Source organism: Chengkuizengella axinellae (assembly GCF_030730905.1).
Classification (GTDB): domain Bacteria; phylum Bacillota; class Bacilli; order Paenibacillales; family KCTC-33759; genus Chengkuizengella; species Chengkuizengella axinellae.
This window is the reverse complement of record NZ_JAVAMP010000018.1, coordinates 1-25552: the sequence shown is the minus strand read 5'-3', so window position 1 is coordinate 25552 and position 25552 is coordinate 1. Positions and strand designations below refer to the sequence as shown.

Sequence of the window (25552 nt, the reverse complement as noted above, 5' to 3'; positions counted from 1 at the left end):
CTTTCTTATGCTGTAAGGGGAGTCTTACAGCATCATTTCACCTAAGATATGGTTTACATCCCTGCTAAAACTACCACGTCCATGTGGTAATAGCAGGATCAGTGCATCCGGCACTAGTCTAAAGTCAGTCACGTCCTGTGACTAACGATATCAGTACATCCTGTACTAGTCTGAAGATCCGCTTATTACAGTAGCTGTTATACTTTTGTTCGTAATTCCAAAGCTTTTTACATGATTTGTTTTTATATAAACGACTTCTATTCGATAAGTTATTGCCTCAGTATACTCAACTTTTAAACAATCACAAAAGCTCAGAACAGTAGGTTGATTCGTCTCTATATTTGCGACTTCCAAAATATCATTAGACTCAAATTGAAAGTCCCACTCTTCTAAAATCTGAGGGTATACTAGCTTATTAGTTTCCTTAACAAGTCTATAACTGATTTGAATCAAAGGGTTCAATCCTAATAGTGTGAAGTTTATAAACTCTGAAAATTTGATGAATACACATGCATTTTCCACTCGCTCAGGATGAACAGTTACTTCTCCTAGGATAATTGGGGAGTCACTACCATCTAATTCATATGGTAAATCAGGATTAAAAACTGCACCAACTTTTATAAAAGGTAAGCTTTTTTTCATTGTTTTCTCCTTCATTAATTCTAGAGTTTCTTTGATCATTTTTATGTTTTTAACCTATATTTATGAATGTTTTTTTATGAAGAAACTGGTCCAAAATACATTTTTTTATGATTTTTCAGGGGCAGTATATATAGGTATGGAAGGGGAGGAAGTATACTCTAAAACTTTTGGTATGGCTGACTATGCTCAAGAAATCCCAATTACATTAGAAAGAGTTTGAAAAAAAACTCATGAATAACTGTCTAATTCATGAGTTTTGATTTATCTATCTTTTAAAACCACAAAAATCAGTGGTTTGGTTTATCACTAATATTTCGGTATATCTTTTTTTAAAACGGTGCAACTTTATTTTAAAATTACATATACAAATTTGAACTTGAAAATAGAATCTGTTTTGAAAAAATGGTTCCTAGTAGAGGGGAAGACTATTATATATTTAAAAATTTTATAGACAGGCACAATGATCTCTTAAAAGAACAGGAAGAAGGAATTTCATAAGTACTCCATCGAATGGTAATGCTTCAACTTTTCAAATAACATATGAAATATTACGTAATAAGACTCGTATTGCTTTCATCAATGCTTTAATGGATTATGCAACAGCTGGTAATAGCACATTTAGACATACAAACTTGTTTGTACAAATATACCGGTAGCGGGTACAGGACCATCTTTTATCTTTGCTGCTTCCAGAAGCTTAAAAGCGACAGTAATCACATTATAATTCATTTGAAAATAATAATTTTATAATAAAACCTAAACAGAAAGGCGTAGTGATACGTCTTTTTTTGAATTGTATAAAGTTGACAATTAATTAAACATAGTGTACTATCTAACTAGATCACTAAAACAATAAAACAATAGTACAAAATTAGTGAGGATACAAATGAACTCTTACTGAATGAGGATGATTTAATCCATTTTTTTTTGAATATTTTAGCTACAGACAAATCGTGGAGGCTCATACGTATGTTGATAACGGACGCAAAAAAGGAAATGTGGTAATTACGATTTAACATGATTACAAAAAATAACATAAACAAAAACCATGCAATGCTGATGGTGTTATGTGTATTGATCGCTGTTTCAGTTTTGAGTGTGAATATGCTTAATCATATTGCCCCCCTATTACTCTTGAACAATTCAGATTATTTAAGTGTATTCGAAACTAGCCAACTTCATAGTTTTTCAATGTTTTTCCTTGAACTGCACTCTTATGGATACCTTATCGCTCAAATATTTTTTGGTCTTTGGTTATTCCCTCTAGGTTATTTAGTTTATAAGTCTGGTTTCATTCCAAAAATGATTGGTATTTTATTGATGTTAGGATGTTTTGGTTATCTAATAGATTTCTTTATCTCTTCTCTTTATCCAAACAGCTTATCTTTAATTTCTCTGATTGTTACAGTTCCTGCTGATTTAGGGGAGTTTTCCCTTTGTTTATGGCTTTTGATTGTGGGGGTAAAGATCAAAGAACACGGTAAGAAATCTTGATATGACTCACTCAATGTTTTCAATTGATGAAAAAAGAATTGAGGAAAAAATAGAAATAAAAGGAGTGATTAACATGAAGAAGAAGTTTTTAGGAATGATGTTAGTTTTTTTGCTAGTTTTAGCTGGATGCAGTAATGAGGTTGTTGAACATTTTACCGTTCATAGTAATTTGGAAAAAGAATCGATTACAATAGAAAAAGATCAATCCACAGCATTAGATATATCTCTACAGATTAGTCTTGGAGAACTGCAAGTTTCAAAAGGAGCTACTGAATGGATAGATGGGAGTATAGAATATAACGTAAAAAAATTAGAACCTGAAGTCACATATGAACTCACCCAAAATAGAGGTCAGGTTGAAATCAAACAAAATGAAGGTGATTTCGGATTTCGTAATATTGGTGGTGTGGAAAATAGCTGGGATTTTAAATTGACTAATGAGATACCACTAGATTTAAAGGTTATGGCAGGGGTTTCAGAAACGAAATTGGATTTGAAAGGTCTACAAATTCAAAACTTAGAGGTTGAAACTGGTGTAGGTGAAGTAACTATAGATATGAGTGGAGAATGGGAGGAAGGGTTTAATGCTAATTTTAAAACAGGTCTAGGTAGTTCGACCATCATTCTTCCATCAGATATTGGAGTAATCATTAAAACTGAAAAAGGAATTGTTGCTACTGATTTTATAAAGTTGAAATCACTTGGGAATGGTGTTTATGTGAATGATGCCTACGATGCTTCTGAAAGTGATCATATAAAAATTAATGCTGAACTAGGAATGGGCGAAGTTATGTTTAAAGTGAAATAAAGTGAAGTATCCTCATTTTGGTCCCGAATCTAATCCAATCATACAATTAGATTCGTGGCCATTTTAACCTGTTCAACTCAATTGTAAATGATGGGAGGAGAATTCATGAAAGCTATAGTGTGTTCAAAATATGGATCACCTGATGCATTTCAGTTAGAAGAGGTAGAAAAACCTACTCCTAAAGAAAATGAAGTTTTAATCAATCACAATCTCTATGTTAATTATAGAAAGTAGAGGTATAATGAAATTCATAATATGATCGCTTTAGGAGGAACTTATTCTTGGACATATTTATAATCGGGGATATACATGGATGTTTTTACACTTTTAAGAAGCTATTAAATAAATTGGATAAAGATAATGAAATACTAGTTCAAGTAGGCGATTTAATTGACAGGGGAAAAAATACTCCACAAACAGTACATTTGGCTAGAAACTTAAAACAAAAACATCCTAATAACGTTATATTTCTAAAAGGTAATCATGAATTTGAATTCATTCAACATATAGAGAAAGCACCAAACCTTCATTGGGTAAATCATTGTGGTGAAGAAACATTATATCAATATAAATTAAATAATAGAAATATTAAAAATGATATGGATTGGTTTAAAGAGATGCCATTGTTTTGGGAGAATTCGGATCTCTTTATTAGTCATGCAGGTATTGCAAAGGAAGCTGCTAATCCTTTTGAAGAATCCAGTAATTTAAGTGTCATTTGGAATCGAAATCAATTAAAGAATTTAAACAAATTACAAATTATAGGTCACACGCCTTGCAAAGAGCCGATGTATGATGAAGTTAGCAATTCATGGAACATTGACACAGGTGCTGCCTATCAGGGATATGGATATTTAACTGGTGTTAAAGTGAAATCCAATGGGACAATTATAGAATTTTTAAAGGAAAAAACAGACGTTAAGGATATTATATAAATTAGAAAGACATACCACTGAATGTGTCAAAATATGTATGATATGATACTCAATCTATGCATTATACTAAAGCGCTGATTATCATTCTTATCATCTTTTTAATGGTTGATTTTTCCTTATAGTGATAGCGATTCAGTAACATTACATAAAAACTAATAAAAGAGGTATATAAATGAGTATACATTTAAAAGAAATTAATAAAGAAAACTGGGAAGAATGTGTGAATTTGGATGTTCATGAAAAACAAAACGGTTTTGTACCTTCAAATGCATACTCTATTGCACAATCTAAATTCGAGAAAAACATGCATATGTTTGGGATATATAATGATAATAGTATAATAGGATTTACTGCTTATATACTAGATGACGATGGAGATATGAATCTTGCTAGATTTATGATTGATAAAAAGGAGCAAGGAAAAGGGTATGGGAAATCAGCACTTCAAAAAGTGATAGAGTTAATAAAAACCAATTTTGACAATAAAGAAATATGGATAAGTATTCATCCTAAAAATTCTACTGCGATACATTTATATAACAGTGTAGGATTTAATGTAACGGAGACTGGTCTTGAGTCTGAGGACGAAATTTTCTTGAAATTGGATCTTTAATAATAATGACTATATCTTTATAAACAATGATCACTAGAAAAGTAGGTGCTGCGATGTTACCGTCACAAGATATTCTTAGAACCTGGAAAAAATTTGACAACTTTCCTATGGAAACGTTAACTAAAGCTTGGCTTTATAAACAAGGAAGTAGTAAAAAACAACGAGATGTTTCCTTAATGAAAAAGCATAGAGAACAATTTGGAATTACAGGGAATTGCTTTGATTTAACAATTTGGTTGCTAGATGAATTTAAAAAGGATGGGATTGAAGCCTATCCTATAGCTCATAACTTAAATACTGAAGATGCTCACGTTGCAGTCATTGCACTAGATGAATTTGGGCATCGATTTTATTGCGATTTAGGAGATCAATGGTTAAAACCTATCTTAATAGAAACAGATAACGAAAATTTCAACAAAGAAAAACTTGATGGTTTTTTCCCAGCTACAAAAGTTCAAGTAAACACAGACGAGAACAGTTTAGAGATTTTATATCATAGACCAAACGGAAAAGTTTCGAAACAAATTTTTGATACTCAACCAATAGAGATAAATTCCCTCATGAAAGCCGCTGAATTCTCCCAAAGTATAATTAAACCTAAACCCTTATTTGAATGTAGAGTCCCGTACAAATCAGAAATTGCCCACTGGGAATTTTACAACTGGGAAAGCTTCTTAAGTACTACTGAAGGTTTATTAAAAGAACCAAAGCTAAATACCATAGAAGAATGGGTTGAAAAAATAAATCGACTAACCGGATATGATAAGAATGTTTTATATACAGCTTTAGAAATATATAAATCACAACCAAAATAAAACCATAGAAGGGGTGATCCATATCAAGAGAGCAACATATTTATTTATAATTCTAATATTAGCAGGAGGTTGCTCTACAGAAACAACTGTCAATAACAGAAGTATCATTCAAGAAGGGGATATTACAACCTATGAAAATACTTTAATTGCTGCAGATATGAAAGAGGATATTGATGATGATGGGGAAATAGAACATATTAAACTATTAATATCTCCCGCTCCAATACGAAATCCAGAAAAAATAGGGGAATACCTTTGGGATGATAGTCATTACTGGCAGTTAATAGTAGAAGATAATCATCATTTATACGCTTTATTCGAAGACCATGTACAAGGACTTGCTGAACTCTATATAGTAAATGAAGGTGAAGATGAAAATACAATTATGTTTGAAACTAAAGGAACAACGTTAAGTTTAATTCAGTATAAATATAATCATGATGGATTCTTTGAAAAAAAAGTGATCTACAATGAAGGACCTATACTGAATCGTTCTACAATGAAATAAAAGTAACATACTCTGCATTTCATTCAATATCCGTTAAAACAATCATTCCTTAATACAAAAAATATATGGTGTAGAAAATTAGAAACTATTGACAAAAATAACTAGAACTGTATAGCACTAATTAGATGTTTTTATCTTTCATTCAAGCTCGTTCATCAGCGAGGTATTTTTCTACTTCTTGTAAATTCATAATTGAGGGGGAGAGAACAAATGTTTCAACTTGAGTTATATAATGCTATATGGTTATTCGTAGTCATATTTATGCTGCATGATTTTGAAGAGATTATTACTGTTGAGAAATGGGCAAAGAGAACAGAATACAAGATCAAAGGGAATAGTAAAAGGATACACAAGAAGATTTGGGAGTTTTGGAATGTTAATTCCTATACGTTTGCAAAAAGAGATGTTTTCATTTTCTTAACAATGTCTACTATTACTTTCATAAAAATTCAAAATTTAGAAAGTGCATGGAGTTCGATTTTATATCTTTCATTCTTGATATTTGTTTTAATACATAATTTAGCCCATATATTACAAACTTGGATACTAAAAACATACACGCCAGGTCTATATACAGCCATTTTCTTAGTAACTCCTTATACTATTTATTTATTAAGCCGCTTAATTTGATACAAAAACTTAGAAAATATCCAAAAATAACAAATATTAGTTGCAAACATATGTTCTTTATTGTATTATCAAAATGTAGTAAAAATTTGAAGCCTATTCTTAAAGAATTCGTAACAGTGCCTAACAACTAATATGTCATAATGAATCGTATAACATAAAAAAGTGAGTAAAATATTAAAATCCAAGGAGCTGATTATTCATGTCACTGCAACTTTCCCCTTATTTGGTAATGAATGGAGATGGGAGGGAAGCCATTCAATTTTATGAAAAAGCATTAGATGCTGAAATTCTCTTTAACCAATCTTTAGGAGAAATGTGTGAAAACTCTGATTATCCTATTCCAGCAGAAGCTAAGGAGTTTGTTGGATACGCTTCCCTAAAAATTGGAGATTCCATTCTAAGGGTTTCTGATTCACATCCAGGTCAACCCCATCAAGTAGGAAATCAAGTTACAATCTGTATTTCTACTGATGATGAGGAGAAGACCCAACGAATTTTTGAAGCATTGCAGGATAACGGTCAAGTAAAGATGCCAATTCAACAAACGCCGATTAGTCCTTCTTATGGTATTGTAACAGACAAATTTGGAGTTACATTCCAAATTTACACTAAAATCAATTTGTAAATTACACTAAAGCACATTCCGTGAATAACAAAAGCCTAATTCCTCATATAAGATATGGAGAAATTAGGCTTTATTATTAATTTATTTATTTTGATTACTACGAGACCATATAATAACAGGAATTAGTAATAATGAAAGAAAACTTCCTGCAAAAGAGAGCATTGCATAACTACTTTGAGCTACAATGATCCCAGATAGAGCCCCACCGGATGCTCCAGCCAAAGCAATTAAGACATCAACAGATCCTTGCGTTTTTGCACGATTGGATAGATTAGTTGAATCTACGATGAGGGCTGTTCCACTAATCAATCCCAAGTTCCAACCAAGTCCAAGTAAAACTAGAGAGGTAATAAGTAATAACATAGAATTTACTGGTGCAACAGCAGCCAGAATTCCAGAAGCAAATAATATGAGCCCTGAAGCGATGGCCATTGTTGTTCTACCAAATTTATCTACAAGGATACCTGTCACAAGAGAGGGTAGAAACATAGCTCCTATATGGAATCCAATTACGAGCCCTACTTCCGTCAAACCATGCCCATAATGCTTCATGTGTATAGGCGTCATGGTCATAATTGAAATCATGACGATTTGAGTTAAGACCATAATTGTTGCCCCAACAACAATTCCTCTATTTTTTTTCGTTCCTTGATTAGATAATTTGTTGTCAGAAACACCATTACTTATTTTCTTTTCTTCAATTGCTTTCGCCACTATAAGTGGATCTGGACGTAGTAAAACTAAAAGTACAAAACCTGCAAGGATGTAGGCTGCTGCTCCTAGAATAAACGGACCAGCTAAAGCTGGGACTCCAATTGAGATTGCAAAACTTCCCATTACATCCACCATGTTAGGACCAGCAACAGCACCTAAGGTGGTTGAAACCATCACGATACTGACAGCTGTTGCTCGTTGAGTGGAAATTGCAAGGTCAGTACCTGCATAACGTGCTTGTAAGTTTGTTGCAGTACCAGCACCATAGATTAGTAGAGAAACAAAAAGAAGAGCAATATTATTAGTTAATGCTGAAATAACTACTCCGATTGCACCTAGACCACCAGCCAAGAATCCTGCTGAAAGTCCTGAACGACGTCCAAATTTCTGAGAAATTCGTCCTACAAGAAAAGCAGAGCCTGCAGAACCCAATGTAAGCAAAGCCGCTGGAATCCCTGCATAACTATCTGAACCTAACATATCTTGAGCAAGAAGTGCTCCGACTGTAAGACCTGCTGCAAGTCCTGCACCACTTAATATTTGTGATAAAACGATGATAATTAAAGTCCGTCGATATAACTCTCTTTGTTTTTCTGGAGAATCAATATAATTTTGTAACCAGCTTGGTTGACTTTTAAAGGCTGTAGATTCTTTATTATTTGTCATTTTTTTCCATGTTCCTTCCCTCCTATATTTATCTTTCTTTATTATGTAATGATAGTATTCTTAGCCATGTATTTTTACAACTATTCAATGATAGAACATTACATATATCAATTTTCGGATATATTATTATACTTTGAACAATTGTAAAAAGCAAATACTAACATATTAAAGATGCAGAACACATTGAAATCATTTGATCTGCAAAATAGAATTGGAAAAACGTGTTCTTTTTAGCATATTGATTACTTAAGAAAAAAAACCATTGAAGAGGGTGATAAGTAATATGGCTTATAGGATCATGACGTTTGATGCAGGTGCTTTAAGAGGAGCTATAAGTGCAAGACTTTTATATCGTCTTCATCAAACTCGTAGAGAATTTGTGAGGAAAACTAATTTATTTGCTGGTACGTCTGTTGGATCATTTATTGCTGCTGCATTAGCAAGTGGAAGAACAGTGGATGAGATATATAACTTCTTTAATAATAAGCGGAATGTAGAATTAGCATTTGGTAATATCAGGGCCGGAGGCTTCTATTTTAATCAAGCTGTTGAAATTGAAGGTCTTCAAAAGCTATCTCAAGTTTTTTTTCAAGATCTAAAATTAAAAGACTTACGTAAAAAGGTGATTATTCCTTCCTTCGATTTAGCAACATGGACACCCGTTTATTATCATAATTTTCCCAACTCACCCCATATGAATGAACTTGTGAGTGATGTAGTGACAAGAAGTAATGCATCTCCTGTTCTTTTTCGTTCCTATCAAGGGTTTTTGGATGGGGTGGTTGTTGCTAGCAATCCTAGTACATTAGCAGTCTCATTTGCAGTTGGAACTGCTAAAAAGAAGCTGAAAAACATTTATTTGTTTTCAATTGGTACGGGTAAAATTGAGTATAGTATTGAAAGAAGCACTAAAGGATGGGGCATGGTAAGTTCGAACAATCTCTACCCAAAACATAGGAGTGATCTTCCAGCAAATTGGGGATCCATTCTAAAACCGCTTCAAGCAAAAGAGCCTGTGATGCCTCTATTTTATTCTTTCCTAGAAGGAACAGAAGAGGGCGCAGCTACCCAAAGTTTCCAATTGCTTGGAGCCAAATCATTTCGTTTAAACCCTACTGCACCTACTTCAATTGGATTTACATTTCAAAATAATCTGAATGATTTTTTTGCTGTAGCTAATCAAGCTAATTTAGATTCTGCAGTCAAGTTTCTCAAGAAGTATTGGTAGCGCTGTGTCGTAATGTCATTACACAATTATTTTTTTTAACTCTTTAATTTATTTGTTACACTGATTAATGAAGAATTTGAAGAAATTACATATACCGATAAAGTTAGGCTTTAGATTTGAAGAACTTGATGTGGAATATGATCTTTCTATTCAAATTGGAAAAGGAATTATACATTTGTTTTTTATGGTAATATAAAGAAGTTGAAATTCAAATATAAATATATAAGCGAGGACTAAATGAACAATAAAGAAGAACTTACTGGTGGTAGAATAGGAAAAATTCATAAATTAGGAGAAACTGTTGTTCGCCCATCCAATATATGGACAAAAGATGTACATTCTTTTTTAAACTATCTTCATGAAGAAGGTGCTGACTTTGTTCCAAAACCATATGGTATAAATGAAAAAAATGAGGAAATTCTATCTTTTATGACAGGTGATGTGTATAATTATCCACTGCCTGAGGCACTCTTAACGGACTCAATGATTGTTTCCTCATCAAAATTATTATTAAAGTTTCATAAATATAGTGAAAGATATGTATCAAAACTAACTAATGATGAGCAGTGGATGTTACCTGCAACTAATCCTGCTGAAGTCATGTGTCATGGAGATTATGCACCTTATAACGTTACTATAGTAAACAATGAAGCTGCAGGTATAATAGATTTCGACACGCTCCATCCAGGACCAAGAATGTGGGATATTGCTTATGCCATTTATCGTTGGGTACCGTTTGATTCCCACGGCAACCTGAAAGAACAAATAAGAAAGGCAAAACTGTTTCTCGACACTTATGGGGTAGACTCTGAAGGTAGAAGTTCCATGGTAAAAGTTTTAGTAAAACGACTACAAAGCCTAACAGATTTTATGCGTTCTGAAGCAAGGAATGGTAACAAAGATTTTCAGCTCCATATAGAAAAAGGTCATCTTCAATTATATCAGAATGATATTGATTATCTTAAGACAAACGAACACGAGATCATTCAAGGGATATCAAACGGATAGAAGTGGAAGAAATCAACCTTGAGAGCAGGATAGCTTTTCAAGGTTGATTTATGAAAGTTGAAGTATTTAAACTAATCATATGTTATTTGAACTAATTCGCATTTTATTTTTACGAATACAGGAAGGTTTTTAGCAAAGTGAATAAATTTAAGAGGTGAATTCATGCTATTTCATTATCATTTTTGGACACCTAATGTAGAAGAGACTGAAAGGTTCTACAAAGAGCTTGGATTTGAAGTAACACTACGAGTAGGGAAATTCCAAGGGGAATTTCAGAAATTTAACCCACCATTAAATTGGAATGATTTTCGAGATCACAATATCTTATTTCGTGTGATTGAAGTTAGAAAGGGAAGTATAAACATTACATTTGGATATGGAAAAAAAGTAATGTTTGATCATATTGGTTTCTTGGTATCTCAGAAAGAATATAATGCTATTTATGATAGAGCAAAAGAGATGAACTGGAGCATTGATGAAGGAGATAGAAGAACGTTTATAACTACACCTTATGGATTTAAAATTGAACTCCAAACTAATATGGATGTCGTTAATGATCAAGATGATAGCACACTTGTTCAACTAAATATCATGGTAAAAGATCAAGGATTGGAAAAGGATTTATCATTATTATTTAATACTGATATGAAGTCAGTTACTTCATTACTTGGTGATATGGTAACTGTTAAAGAAGCTGTGATTCAAGGAATTTCAACAAGCAAAATTGATCCGAATGGTGTTGAGGTTATAAATATATCTCATTAATAACTTGTACATAATATTTTATTCAGTTTCCCTTATAATTTTAAAAACAATACTAGATAGTACTTCACTTTTAAAATAGGCGTTAATTATAATTACTTTCAAGTAAAATTTTGTTTTATTTAATGTCAAAAAGTTCGGCTCATCTTACAAGCAAAATCACCCCACCAATTAATAATAAAATTGTCCCTGTCATTATGGCAAATTGAGTGCCTGGTTTAGATTTTCGAAAAATTCGTACAAACACTTTAACTCACCTCCCTACATTGTAACTGTAGCCTTAATATTCAGATACGTTTGAGATGTCGGAAAGTTTCATTAAAGATCTCTCGTCCTTTGGTGAACCTTATAGGACATTTATAATTTTCGGGTAAGGATAGGTACTTTTAGAATTAGCATTAAAGAAGTCGAATGAACCTTGAAGGAAAATACATATCCAATTGGAGCAGTAGTTGTAGATAAGAATTATAATTTAATCGCTAATATGGGAGTGGAAGTTATAATGGTATCAGTTGTTACTACTTATTTTAAAGCTACGAACTAGGAATTATTTACATAATGTGAGAAGAGGCTGTGAAGTTATTTGAGAGGTTATAAAGCAATGCTATTTGATTTTTCAAAAATGATACCCAAATAAAACCATATGCTGAGATCAATTCACAAAACTCCTAGCCTAACCGAATCCTTCTAATGTTGACTATCTATCATTTATCACATAATATATATTCATGGGAATATATGTTCTAAAGGAGGCAGAAACATATGGAAGTTAAAATAATAGAGAAGAAATCTTTTACAGTTATCGGAAAACTTGGACAAGGACTAGCTAAAGAAGGTCCCAAATGGATACCACAATTATGGCAAGAAGCGAATAGTAATTTCAATGAAATAAACAATCTAGCTAAACTTGATTCTACAGGCAGCATCGTTGGGATTTGGGGTATCATGAGTGATGTTGAAGAAAATTTTGAAGGTTGGAAAGAAGAAGGTAAATATTTAGCTGGATGTGAGGTTAAAGATTTTGCTGAAGCACCGAATAACTGGAGAAAATGGGTAATTCCTTCATATAAATATGTTGTTGCAAAATGCACTCAAGATACATATCAAGATATCTTTAAATATATGATGAATGAGTATTTACCTCAGCATGAGTTCAATATCGTAGGGGCAGTACATGAATTTTATAATCCCAACGATACTAATGGTGAATTATCTCTCTATTTTCCAATTCAAAAGATTTAATTCTTCTATTCTATTTATTCATATCATTTTGTTCATTCAGAGAATGGAGTAGCACTCATGAATCGATTAGTAATTATGACCGTCGGTAAAACTCATAGCGGTAAAACTACATTTGCAAAAGCATTAGAAAAAGAAATGCAAAACTCAGTTGTAATAGACCAAGATAACCACGCTGAATTTCTCAACACTTATTATCCAGTACTATTACCGATACAAGAACAACCTAATTTGATAAAATGTGCGCTCACAAAAACGATAGTTCAATATGCTATTGATGAAACCAATTGCCATTTAATTCTTTGTAACTCAAATCGAAATCGTAAGAGTAGATTAAAACTACTGAAACAATATCATAATAAGGGATTTACCAGTATCCTTGTTAACTTTGATGTTCCAGAGCATATCCTTAAAGAGCGTATTGCAAAAAGTAATCGAAGTAAAGCAGTATTAAGAACGGCTTCAACATTTGAGGAAGTGTTGATTCGTCAAGGAGAAGAGGCTAATAAAGAAGATGTGACAGCACCATTAAAAGATGAAGCTAATCATTTGTTTATAATACAACACCCCGATGCAGTACGATCAATTATTAGAAAGATCAGGAAATTAGCTTATAATCTTGAGATTTTAAATTAGTTAATAATTGGAGAAACAAATTTACTACGCTATGAGAGAAGGTTGACATATTTATCTTCCTTTTATATGAATTCTTTCTTTTCTCCTCATTAAAATAGCCATCATATAATATAAACCTGCTCCTGTAAAGGCTATCAAAGCAATGATAATAAATGTCCATCGATAACCAATTAAAGTAACTAATGGGATAGACATGGGAGCAAGTGTTTTTCCAAGAGTAAAGCGTAAACCTGCAGCTGCATAGTATTGAGCTAACATTTTTTCTTTCGCTAACTTTGCTACAAAAGAAGCTTGAACACCAATAACCATTAATTCAGCTATGACAAATAAAAGCATTGTAAAAATCAAACCCCATATTTGTGTTGTTTGACCAAACAAGAAGATTGAAATGCCATACATACATGAACTAAACATAAAAACTTTATAGGGTTTAAATCGATTTGAAAACTTCGTAGCGTATATTGTAAACAATACTACAAGCAGAGCATTTTCTGCTAAAATAATGCCATACACCTGTTCAGCTGAAATATCTAAAGTCCAATGTTTAATACTAAACAGCGTTTGCTTGGTGACAGTCTCCGAAATATATACTGGGAGCAGAAAATCTATTTGCATAAAAGTCAATGAAAATAAGATCCCTGCAATAATGAACAAAAAAAATGTTTTATCAGTTATAATAACTCGATAATTTCTAAACTGTTCCTTAAGTAAGGAATACCATTTCTCATTATCTTTACTATTTTGTATAGAAAGATCAACTAAACCCGGTGCTGTTTCACGAATTAGTCTTTGAAGCGTAAATGTAAATATAACACTTGTAATAAACGCTAAAGTTAATAATTCAAATCTATAAGAAAAAAAGAAAAAAGCACCTAATACAGGACCAATCACCACACAGATATTCACCATAACATAAAACACTGCAAAAACATGTGAGCGTTCCTTTTCAGGTACTACATCTGCAACCATAGCATGACTTGCAGGGGAATATAAAGCACCAAATATACCTAACATTGAAAAAGCTATAAAAGTGAATATAGGAGATTCATACCACGGAGAATTAGCAAGTAAAAAGATTGAATAGGCTACAGATGTTCCTAAATGTGAAAAAACCATCATTCTTTTTCTACCGAACTTATCAGCGCAGTATCCACCAAATAGATTAGCTGCAACACTTATACATTGTGAAATAACTAACAAGAATCCAGCAGTACCTTTCCCAAAGAACTTTGCAAAATAAATGGACATAAAAGGAAAATATAACCAAAACAATAAATTGATGACACCTTCCCCGTATAAACGCACCTTTAAATTTGTATCCCAATCTCTCCACTTCATCATGACACCTCATTCATTTCAACGTTTGTTATTGATTATAGTGAAGTGAAAATAGAATTACATATGTCAAAAGTATGTATATCACGTACTACTTTTGATGTATGAAAATTAATTTCAGAACGAAGAGATAAATTCTTTTTAATAGTATAAAACAACTTAAATTAAATTTGATATATCATATCGAATGGAAATCTAATCGTTTTTGATCATAATATATAAGTACAATCACTAAGTAATACAACTAGAACCTCCACTTACAAAGGTAAATTAATGGGGGTTCTTTTCATCGAAGACATGCTTATGAAGATAGAGTTAATAAACTGTAAATTTTCAACAAGAAATTATAATGCTTGCCATTTTGTCCATTCTTCATCTGGATTCACAACATATATTCCAGAATTACGATCCATAAAGCCATTAATGATAAATTCTCTTCTTATAGTAGCGAAATCTTCATGAAATTGTTTGATATATTCATTTATTTCTAGTTCAGAATATTCTTTTCTAGAGTGCAACTTCTCTACCAAATATTCTAATACTACTAATTTCTTCTTTTTTTTACTTGGTATATTTTTCACTTTGCCATTTGAATCTATAAAGTTATTTAGAACATGAGTTTTAAACTTTACTTCCTCATCAATATTCACTATTTAAATACCCTCCATTGCATATTATTAAATATCAATATTTCCTTGTTCTTTCTATTGTCTCTAGATATAATATACATTGGAATTCCAAATATTGAAAGGAAGTGTGTAAAATGAAATTTCAAGCAACCCCATACTTAACTTTTAATGGTAATGCAAAAGAAGCACTACAATATTACAAAGACATTTTTGATGGAGAAATCTCAGATATCCAAACTTTTGGTGAAGCTGATTTCCCAACACCACCAGAATCAGATGATCTCGTAATGCATGGTAGATTTAAAAAAGGAAATTTAACTCTTATGTTTTCTGATGCATTCCAAAATCAAGCTATTACTGCTGGTAACAATATTTCACTTGCTCTAGAATTAAGTAGTGAAGAAGAGATTCAAACCATCTATTCCCGTCTGTCAGAAAAAGGGACTATATTGATGGAACTTCAAGATACGTTCTGGGGAGCTAAATTCGCCAAAGTAAAAGATGCTTTTAATGTCATATGGGATTTAAACTACACACTACCAACAACTTCTAAATAATTTTTTGATGAACTTCTTAAAGTAGAATATTGAAAAAATACATTTAATAATATTAAGAGAACCTTCACTATCTTGTAGACTAGTGAGGTTCTTTTTAATTAATGAGATACAAATGATTATTATCCATGTGAATTGCCTTTTAGAAATTAGAAGTTATCATTAACACATTTCAATTGGAAACTTTTATCATCAGATATAGGTTTTATGAAAACGGGGAATTTGTAGCATTTGACATATCCACATCAGAACAGATAAGTTGGGATTAGTGAAAAAATAAATGAATCAGGAAATTCCTATAAAGTCTAAATAGATTTTTTATGACAAATTACATAGTATGGCTTTGGTTTTCGAAAAATAAATGTTAGGATACATAAAAAGGAAAAAGAAAAAGGGGATATGATGACAAAAAGAACAGGAACAGGATGGAACTTTAATAACGGATATGCTCAACTGCCAAAATTATTTTATACCAGCCTAAGCCCAAATCCAGTACATTCACCAAAAATGATCGTACTCAATAAGCCGCTGGCACAAGATCTCGGACTGAATATACAGGAGCTACAAAGCGAAGAGGGGATAGCAATACTTGCTGGCAACCAAATTCCAGAAGGTGCTATGCCTCTAGCTCAAGCATATGCTGGACATCAATTCGGACATTTTAACATGTTAGGGGACGGAAGAGCTATGCTGCTTGGTGAACAGATCACCCCCCAAGGTGAGCGAGTAGATATTCAACTTAAGGGTTCAGGTAGAACTCCATACTCCCGTGGGGGAGATGGTCGAGCAGCACTTGGTCCGATGCTGCGCGAATATATTATCAGTGAAGCAATGCATGCGCTCGGTATACCTACCACCCGTAGTCTGGCTGTGGTGACAACCGGTGAGTCAGTAATCAGAGAAATCAACTTACAAGGTGCAATTTTGACACGAACTGCTGCTAGTCATCTAAGAGTTGGTACCTTTCAATACGTTGCACAATGGGGAACAGAAGAGAATCTAAAGATACTAGCTGATTATACAATACAAAGACATTTTCCAAACGTTGAATCTGAAGAGAATAAATATCTCTCATTGTTAAAGGAAGTGATCAAACGTCAGGCTTCGCTAATTGCAAAGTGGCAACTAGTTGGTTTTATCCACGGAGTAATGAACACTGACAACATGACCATTAGCGGAGAAACCATCGATTATGGCCCTTGTGCCTTTATGGATTACTATGATCCGGCAACAGTATTCAGTTCCATTGATACGGAAGGTCGCTATGCCTACAGTAATCAGCCGTATATTGGTGGTTGGAATCTTGCTCGTTTTGCTGAATCTCTTTTGCCACTTCTGCATGATAATCATGAACAGGCTATTCATCTGGCTCAAGATGCACTTTCAGATTATAATCATTTGTATCAAAAAAATTGGTTAGGAGGAATGAGAGCAAAGCTTGGGATCTCTAACGAAGAGATGCAAGATGAATCTCTTGTAAATGATCTCCTAAATCTAATGCAAAAATATCGTGCGGACTATACCAATACGTTCAGAGCGTTAACCTTTAATACCCTGAAGGATATGGAACTATTTAAAAGCTCAGAATTTATTGATTGGCATAAGATGTGGCAAGCGAGACTAAGCAGGCAGCAAGAAGTGAAAGAGTCCACACAACAATCGATGAAGAACAGCAATCCTGCGATAATCCCTCGTAATCACCGAGTAGAAGCTGCATTAGAAGCTGCAGAGAATCAAGGAGATATCAGTGTGATGGAGCAACTTCTTCATGTCCTGTCAAACCCCTACGAGCACTCCTCAGAGCAGGCTGAATACAGCAAACTGCCTGACCCATCAACCCGGCCTTACCGAACCTTTTGCGGTACATGAGCCTTTCTTCAATATAGAAAGTCTGATATCTCATTATTTAAGAGAAATTAGGCTTTCTATTTTTTAACTTAAGAATTTATTATTCAAATTCTAAGTTTCAACAAAGTCTACCTACCCCATAAGAAGGATTAAGAAACCTCTTCTAGAGACTACGATAGGAGTTTTTGTTCTAAAACTTAAAATGGATAAGGAACCCATTCTAAAAAATTAGTAAGATTCTCTCTATTTATTCTACAAATACCACAATTTCCTATGATAAAATAAAAATGTCGAATAAATACATATATTGGGGGAATAAGGGAAATGGATTATAATGTTGGTATTTTAGGTATTGGAGTGAATATTCCAAAACAAGTCATTGGGAACGAAGAAATAGCAAAACGATTTGGTATTACAGAAGAAGAGATTGTAATGAAAACTGGAATATTAGAAAGAAGATATGAATCTTCTGAAACATCACTTACGGATATGAGTGAGATAGCTGGAAGAAGGGCAATTGAAAACGCTGGTGTTGAGTCAAGCGAAATCGATATGGTTATTATCGGAACAAACACACATGACACCCATATTACAGCAGCTCTTGTCCAAGATAGGATTGGGGCAACAGAATGTGCTGGATTAGACTTGCATTCTGGTTGTTCAAGTTTTATTACAGCTCTTGCAACGGGCGCACAATATGTTCAAACAGGTCTTTATAAGAACGTACTAGTTGTTGCCGTTGATAAATGTTCCTCTTTACTTGATCCAACAGACAAAAAAACTGCACTCATATTTGCAGATGGAGCCTCAGCGGTTGTTGTAGGAAAAGTTCCAAAAGAAAAAGGAATCTTAGGTATCAACATGCAAATGGATGGAAGTGGGGGAAAATACTTGCACCTCAATGAAAACAAAAATATTTTTATGAATGGGAGAGCTGTTTTCGAATTTGCAATAGATAAATTCCCTGAAGCTGTAAAAAAAGTATTAGAGGTATCCAATCTGACCTTATCCGAAGTGGACTTTATTGTGCCACATCAATCTAATCTTCGAATCATAGAAAAAGGAACTGAAACGCTCGGTTTCCCTCTAGAAAAAGTACATACAAAAACGGTTCAATACTATGGAAATTCATCAGCTCCGACAATATCAATAGGATTACATGAAGAAGTAAAAGAAGGGAAAATAAAAGATGGAGATTTGGTCGTTCTTGTTGGTTATGGAGCAGGACTTGGGTGGGGTTCTATCGCACTGAGGTGGGGTAAATAAAGATTGTTCATATTAGTCATTTTATTAATGATAACTAACTATTATAAACAGGACTCAAAAAACCTAATATTTTTATACTTGGTAATGGATTATTTCTAGACTGACTAATCAATTGGAAAGGTTGTTTCATATGATTTATTTTAATGTAAGGGCATTAATTATTAGAAAAACAACTCGGGGAGAAGAAATATTAGTTCAACGACGAGTAAGATTAGATGAGAAAAGAACACCCATTGAATTGCCAGGTGGGCGGGTAGAGAAATACGAATTACTTATTGAAGGTTTAAAGAGAGAAATTAAAGAAGAGACAGGTTTAGAATTAGACTCGATAATTGATCCGATAAATAGAATTGAAACGAAATCAGCTGAGGGTTTTATCGTTGAATGTATGAAACCATATGCAGTCTATCAGACAATTGAAGGGCCAGTTAATTCTTTAGGGGTATACTTTAAATGTACAGCAAGCGGTGAGCTATTAGAGGAGGGGGATTTTACAGATAATATAAGATGGGTTACATTGGAATAGTTATTTACTCTTCTAAAAGAGGATAAGTTAAGCTGGGTAGATAAGGCAGGAGTTCAATATTATTTAAACGAAAAAGGCTTATTAAGAGAATAGAACTGGAAACAAACACTTCAATATTTTGCTCTATTTCGGTAATTGAATCTCCGTCATCATAATGCGATCTGGCGCTTTTCGCTAATTAGAAAAGTGCCTTTATTAATTTTTCAGGACTTAATGTTGAGTAAAAAAGAATAAGAATAGATGCTAAAATAGGAAGTCATTGTGAAGGAAGCTGTAATACTATCTTATACACATCTGAAGATGTAAAAACAACATTGTAAATTTATGGTTTTTATAATAATCTAAAGTTAACATTGATTTAGAAACGATTTAGCCAACCTCCATAGGTGGTATCTAGTGTAATAACTGAAGGGAGACAGTGATGAACAGTGATGAATAAGACTATCTTATCTACCAAACTTAATATCCCAAAAGCTAGGCCAGAGGTAGTTGCCCGAAACCGTTTAATCCAGCATTTAAACGATGGAATGCATCGACATTTGACTCTTATATCTGCTCATGCAGGTTTTGGGAAAACAACGTTAGTAAGTGAATGGATTGCAAACTGTAATTGTTCTGCAGCATGGCTTTCATTAGAAGAGCGGGATAATAACCCTAATTCTTTTCTCACTTATATCATTGCAGCATTACAGACTTTGGAGGAAGATTTAGGTAAGGAAATCTTGAGTTTACTCCAATCTCCCCAACCACCCAAAATGGAAGTCATGTTAATTTCTCTTCTCAATGAAATCACTTCAGTTCAATATAACTTTATTCTCGTACTTGACGACTATCACGCAATTCATACTCAACCTATAAACCATGCTCTGACATTCCTGTTAGAAAACATGCCTCCGCAGATGCATTTGGTCATAACTACTCGTGAGGATCCTGAGTTTCCTTTGGCGCGTTTACGTGCGCGAGATCAGTTGACAGAAATAAGGAACTCAGACTTGCGTTTTAACAGTTCTGAAGCGACCAACTTCCTTAATCAAGTTATGAATTTGAAACTTTCAAATAAAGATATCGTTGCCTTAGTAACTAAAACGGAGGGATGGATTACGGGTCTTCAATTAGCTGGGATTTCAATATGCGGACATGATGACCCCTCGAGTTTTATCAAAACGTTTACAGGTAATCACTCTTTCATTATGGACTATTTAATTGAAGAAGTTCTTAAACAACAGTCAGTGTATGTCAAGGATTTTTTATTTAAAACATCGATCTTAGATCGTTTATGTGGCTCTTTGTGTGATGCTGTTATGGAAAACGATCCTCTTACAGGACAGGAAACACTTGAGTTTCTAGAAAAATCGAACTTGTTTATTATTCCATTGGATAATGAGCGTCGCTGGTATCGGTACCATCATCTTTTTGCAGAATTGTTAAAACAAAAGTTGTTGCAAGATCTTGATCATACAGCAGGGAATAAAAAAGTAGATATAGCACAATTACATATACGCGCAAGTGTATGGTATGAAAAAAACAACTATGAGATTGAAGCATTTCAACATGCTGCAGCAGCTGGTGATGTAGAACGAGCTGAGCGTTTGTTATTGGGGCAAGGGGTTCCTCTTCACTTTCGTGGAGCAATCGTTCCTGTTATGAAATGGCTAAAATCTTTAACAACGGATACAATGGATGCAAACCCTACATTATGGGTCATGTATGCTTCAGTACTCTCGATGTCTAGTCAGCTTAACGAGGTTGAACCTAAATTACTAGCTGCTGAAGCGGCCTTGCAAGGATTTGAAATGAATATGAAAACTCGGAACCTTGTTGGGCATATTGCTGCGATACGAGCATTTCTTGCTACGATGCAAAATAAAGTAGACATCATTATATCTGAATCTCTAATTGCACTGGAGAATATAAGTCCCAACAACTTGGCTGTCCGAACTGCTACCACCTGTAAGCTAGGTGTAGCCTATGAGCGACAGGGAAAACTTTCAAAAGCAAAACAAGCTTATACAGAAGCAATTTCTATAAGCCATTCGTCTGGTAATAAAATCATTGAGATATTATCTGTAATAGGACTTGGAAACACATTAGCAAAAGAAAATCTTCTTGAGCAAGCTTTCAAAACATACCAGCAAGCTCTAAAAATGAAAGATGATACGCCATCATCATGCTCGTATAATGCATACAAAGGCTTAGCTCGTATTTATTATGAATGGAACGATTTAGATGCTGCCATTGAACATATAGAGAAAAGTACACAACTAGCTAAACAAATAGAAAATGTTGATCAAATCATCACGAGTAATCTTATCTATGTCCAAACATTACTTGCGAAAGGAGATATGGACGGCTCATCAATGGTCTTAAACGAAATAAAACAGGTTGTTATTCAGCATAATTTAGAAGGTCGAATTTCAGAAGTTAGCGAGACAGAGGTGCAATTGTTATTAAAACAGGGGAACCTTCTATTAGCAGAAAAATTAGCTGATACCCACAAACTCCCGATTAGCCGAGCTAGAGTATATCTTTCGCAAGGTTACATAGATAAAGCTCTGAATGAGTTAGATGCTTTCTATCAAGAGATAAATCATAAAGAAATAAAAGATAAAATGTTAAATATTAAGATTTTAAAGACAGTTATTCTTTATATCAATGGTGAAATAGATAAATCATTACAATTACTAACAGACAATCTATTAGAGGCAAAATCAGGTCGATTTATTCGTACTTTTCTTGATGAAGGAAAACTCATGGAGAGGTTATTGATCAAAGCACATACTAAAAAGATAATGCCAGAATATACAGAGCTCTTGTTAAATGCATTTAAGCTTGAGAAGGTTAGTTACGAAGAACAAGCGAATAAGATCTACTCTCAGCTTCTCCTTGAACCTTTGAGCCAACGTGAGATAGAAGTTTTAAAGCTGATAGGACAGGGGCTTTCAAACAAAGATATTAGTGAAAGACTTTTTATAGCCTTAGACACTGTTAAAGGACATAATCGAAGAATATTTGATAAACTCCAAGTTAAAAGGCGTACTGAGGCTGTAGCCAAAGCACATGAAATGGATTTATTGTAAGTTTTTATAATTATACAGTAAAAAAACAAGGTTTCATTATCTCCTTCAGTTTAGTCCAGTTCGTATATCGTTAAATGAGCACCTTACACTTCTATATTGGAAAAATAACACTCTAGAACAACACTAAAGTGTCTATGCGATTATAAAGGATAGAATTAAAATAGTTATAGTCTTAAATGAATCATGCTGTAAATTGCTGAGTCCAAGGCTTATCGAAATCAACAAAATTGGAGAAAATAGAAGTGGAAACACAATGAGACTAGTTCGTAGTCATTCGTGAAGGGGTAATTTTATATATGAAAACTAATGATGAGTACGAAGTAATTGATGAATAGTTATGAATAATTTAAGGAGGAGATATTGTGAAAGCGATTATATGCCAAAAATATGGACCACCTGAAGTTCTTAAACTTAACGAAGTAGAAAAACCCATTCCCAAAAACAATGAAGTACTCATAAAAATACACGCAACAGCTGTAACTGCAAGTGATTGTGTAATCCGGGGGTTTAAAATGCCTGGCAATCCTAGTTTTCCTAAAAAGCAAATAATGGAACTTATGATGAGATTGTTTATAGGTGTTTCAAAACCAAGAAATCCTATTATCGGCCTGGTATTCTCCGGAGTCGTTGAATCAGTAGGCAAAGATATTAAGCAATTTAAAAAAGGTGATCAAGTATACGGCTTTACAGGAAATAGCCGTGGAACATATGCTGAATACAAATGTGTATCCGCGAAAGAAGCTGCCCAAGGGGAGCTGATGCTAAAACCGAACAATATAAGCCATAAAGAAGCTGCAGCAGTAGTTTATGGAGGAGTTCTGACCATGCATTTTATGAAAGACAGAGATACTCAAAATGGACAAAAAGTGCTTATTTATGGAGCATCGGGTGCAATAGGAACTAACGCTGTACAACTCGCAAAGCACTTTGGTGCTGAAGTCACTGCAATATGCAGCTCATCAAATATCGAATTAGCGAAATCTCTAGGCGCTGATAAAGTGATAGATTACACTAAAGAGGAATCGATAAACCAATTAGAACGTTATGACTTTATCCTTGATGCTGTTGGAGAAAACAAAAGCTCAAAATTAAAAATACAATGCAAAAAAGCACTCAGACAGAATGGGAAATACGTGTCAGTAGATGATAGGCTTCTAAAGATACATCCTTCTTATCTTGTTAAACTCAACGAGCTAATTGAAGCAGAACATGTAAAGGCGATTATAGACAGGGATTATCCATTAGAAGAGATAGTTGAAGCTCATAAATATGTAGACAAAGGACATAAAAAGGGAAATGTAGTAATAACTGTATAATAATATTGAGATAACTAGAATAACTAACAACAATATCTAATAATTCAATAACAAAAGGTAATTTTATTTTAAACTCAGCTTTTGTTTTTTTCAGCACTATACCACAAATTTAGAATCCATTTTGACCAATCTTTCTTACAAAATGGATTCTTCTCTTTGCCGTAGAATGTGGTTTGAATTTAAAATAAGAGATTGTAAGTGATACAATTTAAATCTGAGGGTGGAAGAATAGTTAAATATTAGAATGCGTGTTAAAATAGGAAAAAAATCTAAATATATTGGCGTCTATCTTTAAGAATAAATTAACAACAGGTGATTTGAATGCTCAAACTAATTTCAATCATTTTATAGTATTTGCAATTATATTTATAGTAGTTCGTTTCGAGTTTCCTTTCATTTTTGACTACAATCAAATGCTAGATCAACACTAAAATAGATTTTTATATGAAGTGACACTCCATATAGTATTTTTTTATTGTTTATAATTATAAGAAATGATAGATTAATAGTACGTATTATATTGACTTTTAAATTCTTATAAGGGACGGTAGGTTTTAATGATAAAAATAATATTAGGAATAGTTGTATTTATTTATTTTTTTATTTTTAGGCAATTTAGAGTATATAATTATGACGCGTTTAATAAAACAGTATCAGAAAAAGAAACAAAAAAACAAATCGTATTCAATAGAACTCATTTAATAAGTACTTACTTTTTCTTCCTAATTATTATAGTTTTAATTCTATCACCAGAACTTTTAGAATTTGTAGACAAGTACACTAATTTAAATGTAGGGGAAATAGTGAGTATTTCTGGTGTATTAGCTTCTGTTATGGTTGCTTATTTGATTTATTACCAACAAAACCTCGAAGGGATCAGAACAGAAATAACAATTAAGAAATTACTAAAAGAAAAATATGATGAAAATAACAAAAACTTAAATTCACATATACCAAATACAAATATACAAAAAAATGAAAATGAACAAAAATTTTCAATTCCTGTATTCAGTAGCAGAAATATGGATTACAAAATAGAATCTATAATAAAAAATGTTTCAGAAAAAGAATTAAATGATGAGAATGTACCTTACTATTCATCGGATTTATCAATAGCTAAAACCTTATTACCTTCTTTGCCAACATACAACCATGTATATCCAAATAATGAGATAGAAGTAGATGTAACAGATATTAATGGAAATGCATTTACAGCAATAGCAAATGATGAGTGCGTTTATATTTGTATTGTTTTCCTCATGTTCAAAGACGTGCCTTTACAAATATCTTGTGATGTTGTAAGATCTTAGCGATAATCACCGTTGAATTCATTTGAAATAGTTTAATGATTTCCGGAGAGAGTACATATGCAAAAAGGCTTCAAAGACTTTAGACGTAATGTTGTAATAAATAATTTGGTACAAAAATATGGAGGGAATCCATTACCATTAAATGGCGAAAATAGATGGAAGTTGTGGGTAGAGTTTTCTAAACCTTTTGGGATTTTACACTGATAAATTAATATTGATCAACTTTCTTAATATTAGCTTAAAATTTAAACTAAATAAGTAGCTTTTTTTAATCTCAACAATGATCATTGTTGAGATGTTTTTATATTGGCACGTTCTCTTTTATTATTGTTTTAAAAATACGATGAAAGTGAGATAGAGAAAAGGAG

At 33.1% G+C, this 25552-nt stretch carries 27 protein-coding genes and 1 pseudogene; 24 read left to right on the top strand and 4 right to left on the bottom strand.

The annotated features are described in order from the left end of the window. Window positions 1-165 precede the first annotated feature (165 nt). The gene (locus Q5Y73_RS21815; protein ID WP_305994042.1) at window positions 166-642 is read right to left on the bottom strand and encodes a DUF4489 domain-containing protein; all 477 of its coding nucleotides are present in this window, start codon (window positions 640-642) and stop codon (window positions 166-168) included. Between the two features lie 76 nt (window positions 643-718). On the opposite strand from Q5Y73_RS21815, the gene Q5Y73_RS21810 reads away from it, so the two are divergent. The 10 genes and pseudogenes from Q5Y73_RS21810 to Q5Y73_RS21765 all read left to right on the top strand — a co-directional run bounded on the left by Q5Y73_RS21810 (window position 719) and on the right by Q5Y73_RS21765 (window position 7070). Beyond that, a complete protein-coding gene (locus Q5Y73_RS21810; RefSeq protein WP_305994041.1) occupies window positions 719-862 on the top strand; it encodes a hypothetical protein in 144 nt (47 codons plus the stop codon). Window positions 863-1659: 797 nt separating this feature from the next. Further along, complete coding sequence (locus Q5Y73_RS21805; RefSeq protein WP_305994040.1) at window positions 1660-2136, top strand: DUF4386 domain-containing protein; 477 nt, start codon at window positions 1660-1662, stop codon at window positions 2134-2136. Window positions 2137-2209: 73 nt separating this feature from the next. Continuing rightward, on the top strand, window positions 2210-2944 hold the full coding sequence (locus tag Q5Y73_RS21800; RefSeq protein WP_305994039.1) for a toast rack family protein: 735 nt from the start codon (window positions 2210-2212) through the stop codon (window positions 2942-2944). Between the two features lie 105 nt (window positions 2945-3049). Beyond that, a pseudogene (locus Q5Y73_RS21795) lies at window positions 3050-3145 on the top strand (NAD(P)-dependent alcohol dehydrogenase); the annotation flags it as partial. A gap of 80 nt (window positions 3146-3225) precedes the next feature. Continuing rightward, on the top strand, window positions 3226-3879 hold the full coding sequence (locus Q5Y73_RS21790; protein WP_305994038.1) for a metallophosphoesterase family protein: 654 nt from the start codon (window positions 3226-3228) through the stop codon (window positions 3877-3879). Between the two features lie 172 nt (window positions 3880-4051). Continuing rightward, window positions 4052-4492 carry a GNAT family N-acetyltransferase gene (locus Q5Y73_RS21785; RefSeq protein WP_305994037.1) on the top strand — a complete coding sequence of 147 codons (441 nt, stop codon included), beginning with the start codon at window positions 4052-4054 and terminating at the stop codon, window positions 4490-4492. A gap of 53 nt (window positions 4493-4545) precedes the next feature. Beyond that, window positions 4546-5307: a hypothetical protein gene (locus Q5Y73_RS21780; protein ID WP_305994036.1), complete on the top strand. Its 762-nt coding sequence runs from the start codon at window positions 4546-4548 to the stop codon at window positions 5305-5307. A gap of 13 nt (window positions 5308-5320) precedes the next feature. Beyond that, entirely contained in the window at window positions 5321-5815 is a 495-nt protein-coding gene (locus tag Q5Y73_RS21775; protein ID WP_305994035.1) for a hypothetical protein, read from the top strand. A gap of 210 nt (window positions 5816-6025) precedes the next feature. After that, complete coding sequence (locus Q5Y73_RS21770) at window positions 6026-6445, top strand: HXXEE domain-containing protein (protein ID WP_305994034.1); 420 nt, start codon at window positions 6026-6028, stop codon at window positions 6443-6445. A gap of 199 nt (window positions 6446-6644) precedes the next feature. After that, a complete protein-coding gene (locus Q5Y73_RS21765) occupies window positions 6645-7070 on the top strand; it encodes a VOC family protein (RefSeq protein ID WP_305994033.1) in 426 nt (141 codons plus the stop codon). Between the two features lie 81 nt (window positions 7071-7151). Here Q5Y73_RS21765 and Q5Y73_RS21760 read toward each other — a convergent pair whose 3' ends face one another. Further along, window positions 7152-8450 (bottom strand): MFS transporter, encoded by a 1299-nt coding sequence (locus Q5Y73_RS21760; RefSeq protein ID WP_305994032.1) that lies wholly within the window; start codon window positions 8448-8450, stop codon window positions 7152-7154. A 283-nt stretch (window positions 8451-8733) separates the two neighbouring features. Between Q5Y73_RS21760 and Q5Y73_RS21755 the strand changes: the two genes are divergently transcribed. From Q5Y73_RS21755 to Q5Y73_RS21730, 6 genes are all read left to right on the top strand, one after another. Then, window positions 8734-9678 (top strand): patatin-like phospholipase family protein, encoded by a 945-nt coding sequence (locus tag Q5Y73_RS21755; protein ID WP_305994031.1) that lies wholly within the window; start codon window positions 8734-8736, stop codon window positions 9676-9678. 237 nt (window positions 9679-9915) lie between these two features. Continuing rightward, window positions 9916-10686: an aminoglycoside phosphotransferase family protein gene (locus tag Q5Y73_RS21750; RefSeq protein WP_305994030.1), complete on the top strand. Its 771-nt coding sequence runs from the start codon at window positions 9916-9918 to the stop codon at window positions 10684-10686. Between the two features lie 162 nt (window positions 10687-10848). After that, window positions 10849-11451 carry a VOC family protein gene (locus Q5Y73_RS21745; protein WP_305994029.1) on the top strand — a complete coding sequence of 201 codons (603 nt, stop codon included), beginning with the start codon at window positions 10849-10851 and terminating at the stop codon, window positions 11449-11451. A 415-nt stretch (window positions 11452-11866) separates the two neighbouring features. Continuing rightward, window positions 11867-11992 (top strand): hypothetical protein, encoded by a 126-nt coding sequence (locus Q5Y73_RS21740; RefSeq protein ID WP_305994028.1) that lies wholly within the window; start codon window positions 11867-11869, stop codon window positions 11990-11992. Between the two features lie 218 nt (window positions 11993-12210). Further along, window positions 12211-12690: a GyrI-like domain-containing protein gene (locus Q5Y73_RS21735; RefSeq protein WP_305994027.1), complete on the top strand. Its 480-nt coding sequence runs from the start codon at window positions 12211-12213 to the stop codon at window positions 12688-12690. Between the two features lie 57 nt (window positions 12691-12747). After that, window positions 12748-13323 carry an AAA family ATPase gene (locus Q5Y73_RS21730; protein ID WP_305994026.1) on the top strand — a complete coding sequence of 192 codons (576 nt, stop codon included), beginning with the start codon at window positions 12748-12750 and terminating at the stop codon, window positions 13321-13323. Between the two features lie 51 nt (window positions 13324-13374). Here the strand turns inward: Q5Y73_RS21730 and Q5Y73_RS21725 are convergent, their stop codons facing one another. Next, a complete protein-coding gene (locus Q5Y73_RS21725; RefSeq protein WP_305994025.1) occupies window positions 13375-14661 on the bottom strand; it encodes an MDR family MFS transporter in 1287 nt (428 codons plus the stop codon). 341 nt (window positions 14662-15002) lie between these two features. Further along, the gene (locus tag Q5Y73_RS21720; protein WP_305994024.1) at window positions 15003-15308 is read right to left on the bottom strand and encodes a DUF2087 domain-containing protein; all 306 of its coding nucleotides are present in this window, start codon (window positions 15306-15308) and stop codon (window positions 15003-15005) included. Window positions 15309-15421: 113 nt separating this feature from the next. On the opposite strand from Q5Y73_RS21720, the gene Q5Y73_RS21715 reads away from it, so the two are divergent. The 8 genes from Q5Y73_RS21715 (at window position 15422) to Q5Y73_RS21680 (ending at window position 25388) form a co-directional block, all read left to right on the top strand. Then, on the top strand, window positions 15422-15844 hold the full coding sequence (locus tag Q5Y73_RS21715; protein ID WP_305994023.1) for a VOC family protein: 423 nt from the start codon (window positions 15422-15424) through the stop codon (window positions 15842-15844). Between the two features lie 399 nt (window positions 15845-16243). Further along, the gene (locus Q5Y73_RS21710) at window positions 16244-17710 is read left to right on the top strand and encodes a protein adenylyltransferase SelO (RefSeq protein WP_305994022.1); all 1467 of its coding nucleotides are present in this window, start codon (window positions 16244-16246) and stop codon (window positions 17708-17710) included. A gap of 303 nt (window positions 17711-18013) precedes the next feature. Further along, the gene (locus Q5Y73_RS21705) at window positions 18014-18955 is read left to right on the top strand and encodes a 3-oxoacyl-ACP synthase III family protein (protein ID WP_305994021.1); all 942 of its coding nucleotides are present in this window, start codon (window positions 18014-18016) and stop codon (window positions 18953-18955) included. Window positions 18956-19085: 130 nt separating this feature from the next. After that, window positions 19086-19481 carry an NUDIX hydrolase gene (locus tag Q5Y73_RS21700; protein ID WP_305994020.1) on the top strand — a complete coding sequence of 132 codons (396 nt, stop codon included), beginning with the start codon at window positions 19086-19088 and terminating at the stop codon, window positions 19479-19481. A 431-nt stretch (window positions 19482-19912) separates the two neighbouring features. Continuing rightward, window positions 19913-22558 carry a winged helix-turn-helix domain-containing protein gene (locus tag Q5Y73_RS21695; protein ID WP_305994089.1) on the top strand — a complete coding sequence of 882 codons (2646 nt, stop codon included), beginning with the start codon at window positions 19913-19915 and terminating at the stop codon, window positions 22556-22558. Between the two features lie 362 nt (window positions 22559-22920). Next, complete coding sequence (locus Q5Y73_RS21690) at window positions 22921-23874, top strand: NAD(P)-dependent alcohol dehydrogenase (RefSeq protein WP_305994019.1); 954 nt, start codon at window positions 22921-22923, stop codon at window positions 23872-23874. 557 nt (window positions 23875-24431) lie between these two features. Next, complete coding sequence (locus Q5Y73_RS21685; RefSeq protein WP_305994018.1) at window positions 24432-25184, top strand: hypothetical protein; 753 nt, start codon at window positions 24432-24434, stop codon at window positions 25182-25184. Between the two features lie 57 nt (window positions 25185-25241). Beyond that, window positions 25242-25388 (top strand): hypothetical protein, encoded by a 147-nt coding sequence (locus Q5Y73_RS21680; protein WP_305994017.1) that lies wholly within the window; start codon window positions 25242-25244, stop codon window positions 25386-25388. Window positions 25389-25552: the final 164 nt, after the last annotated feature.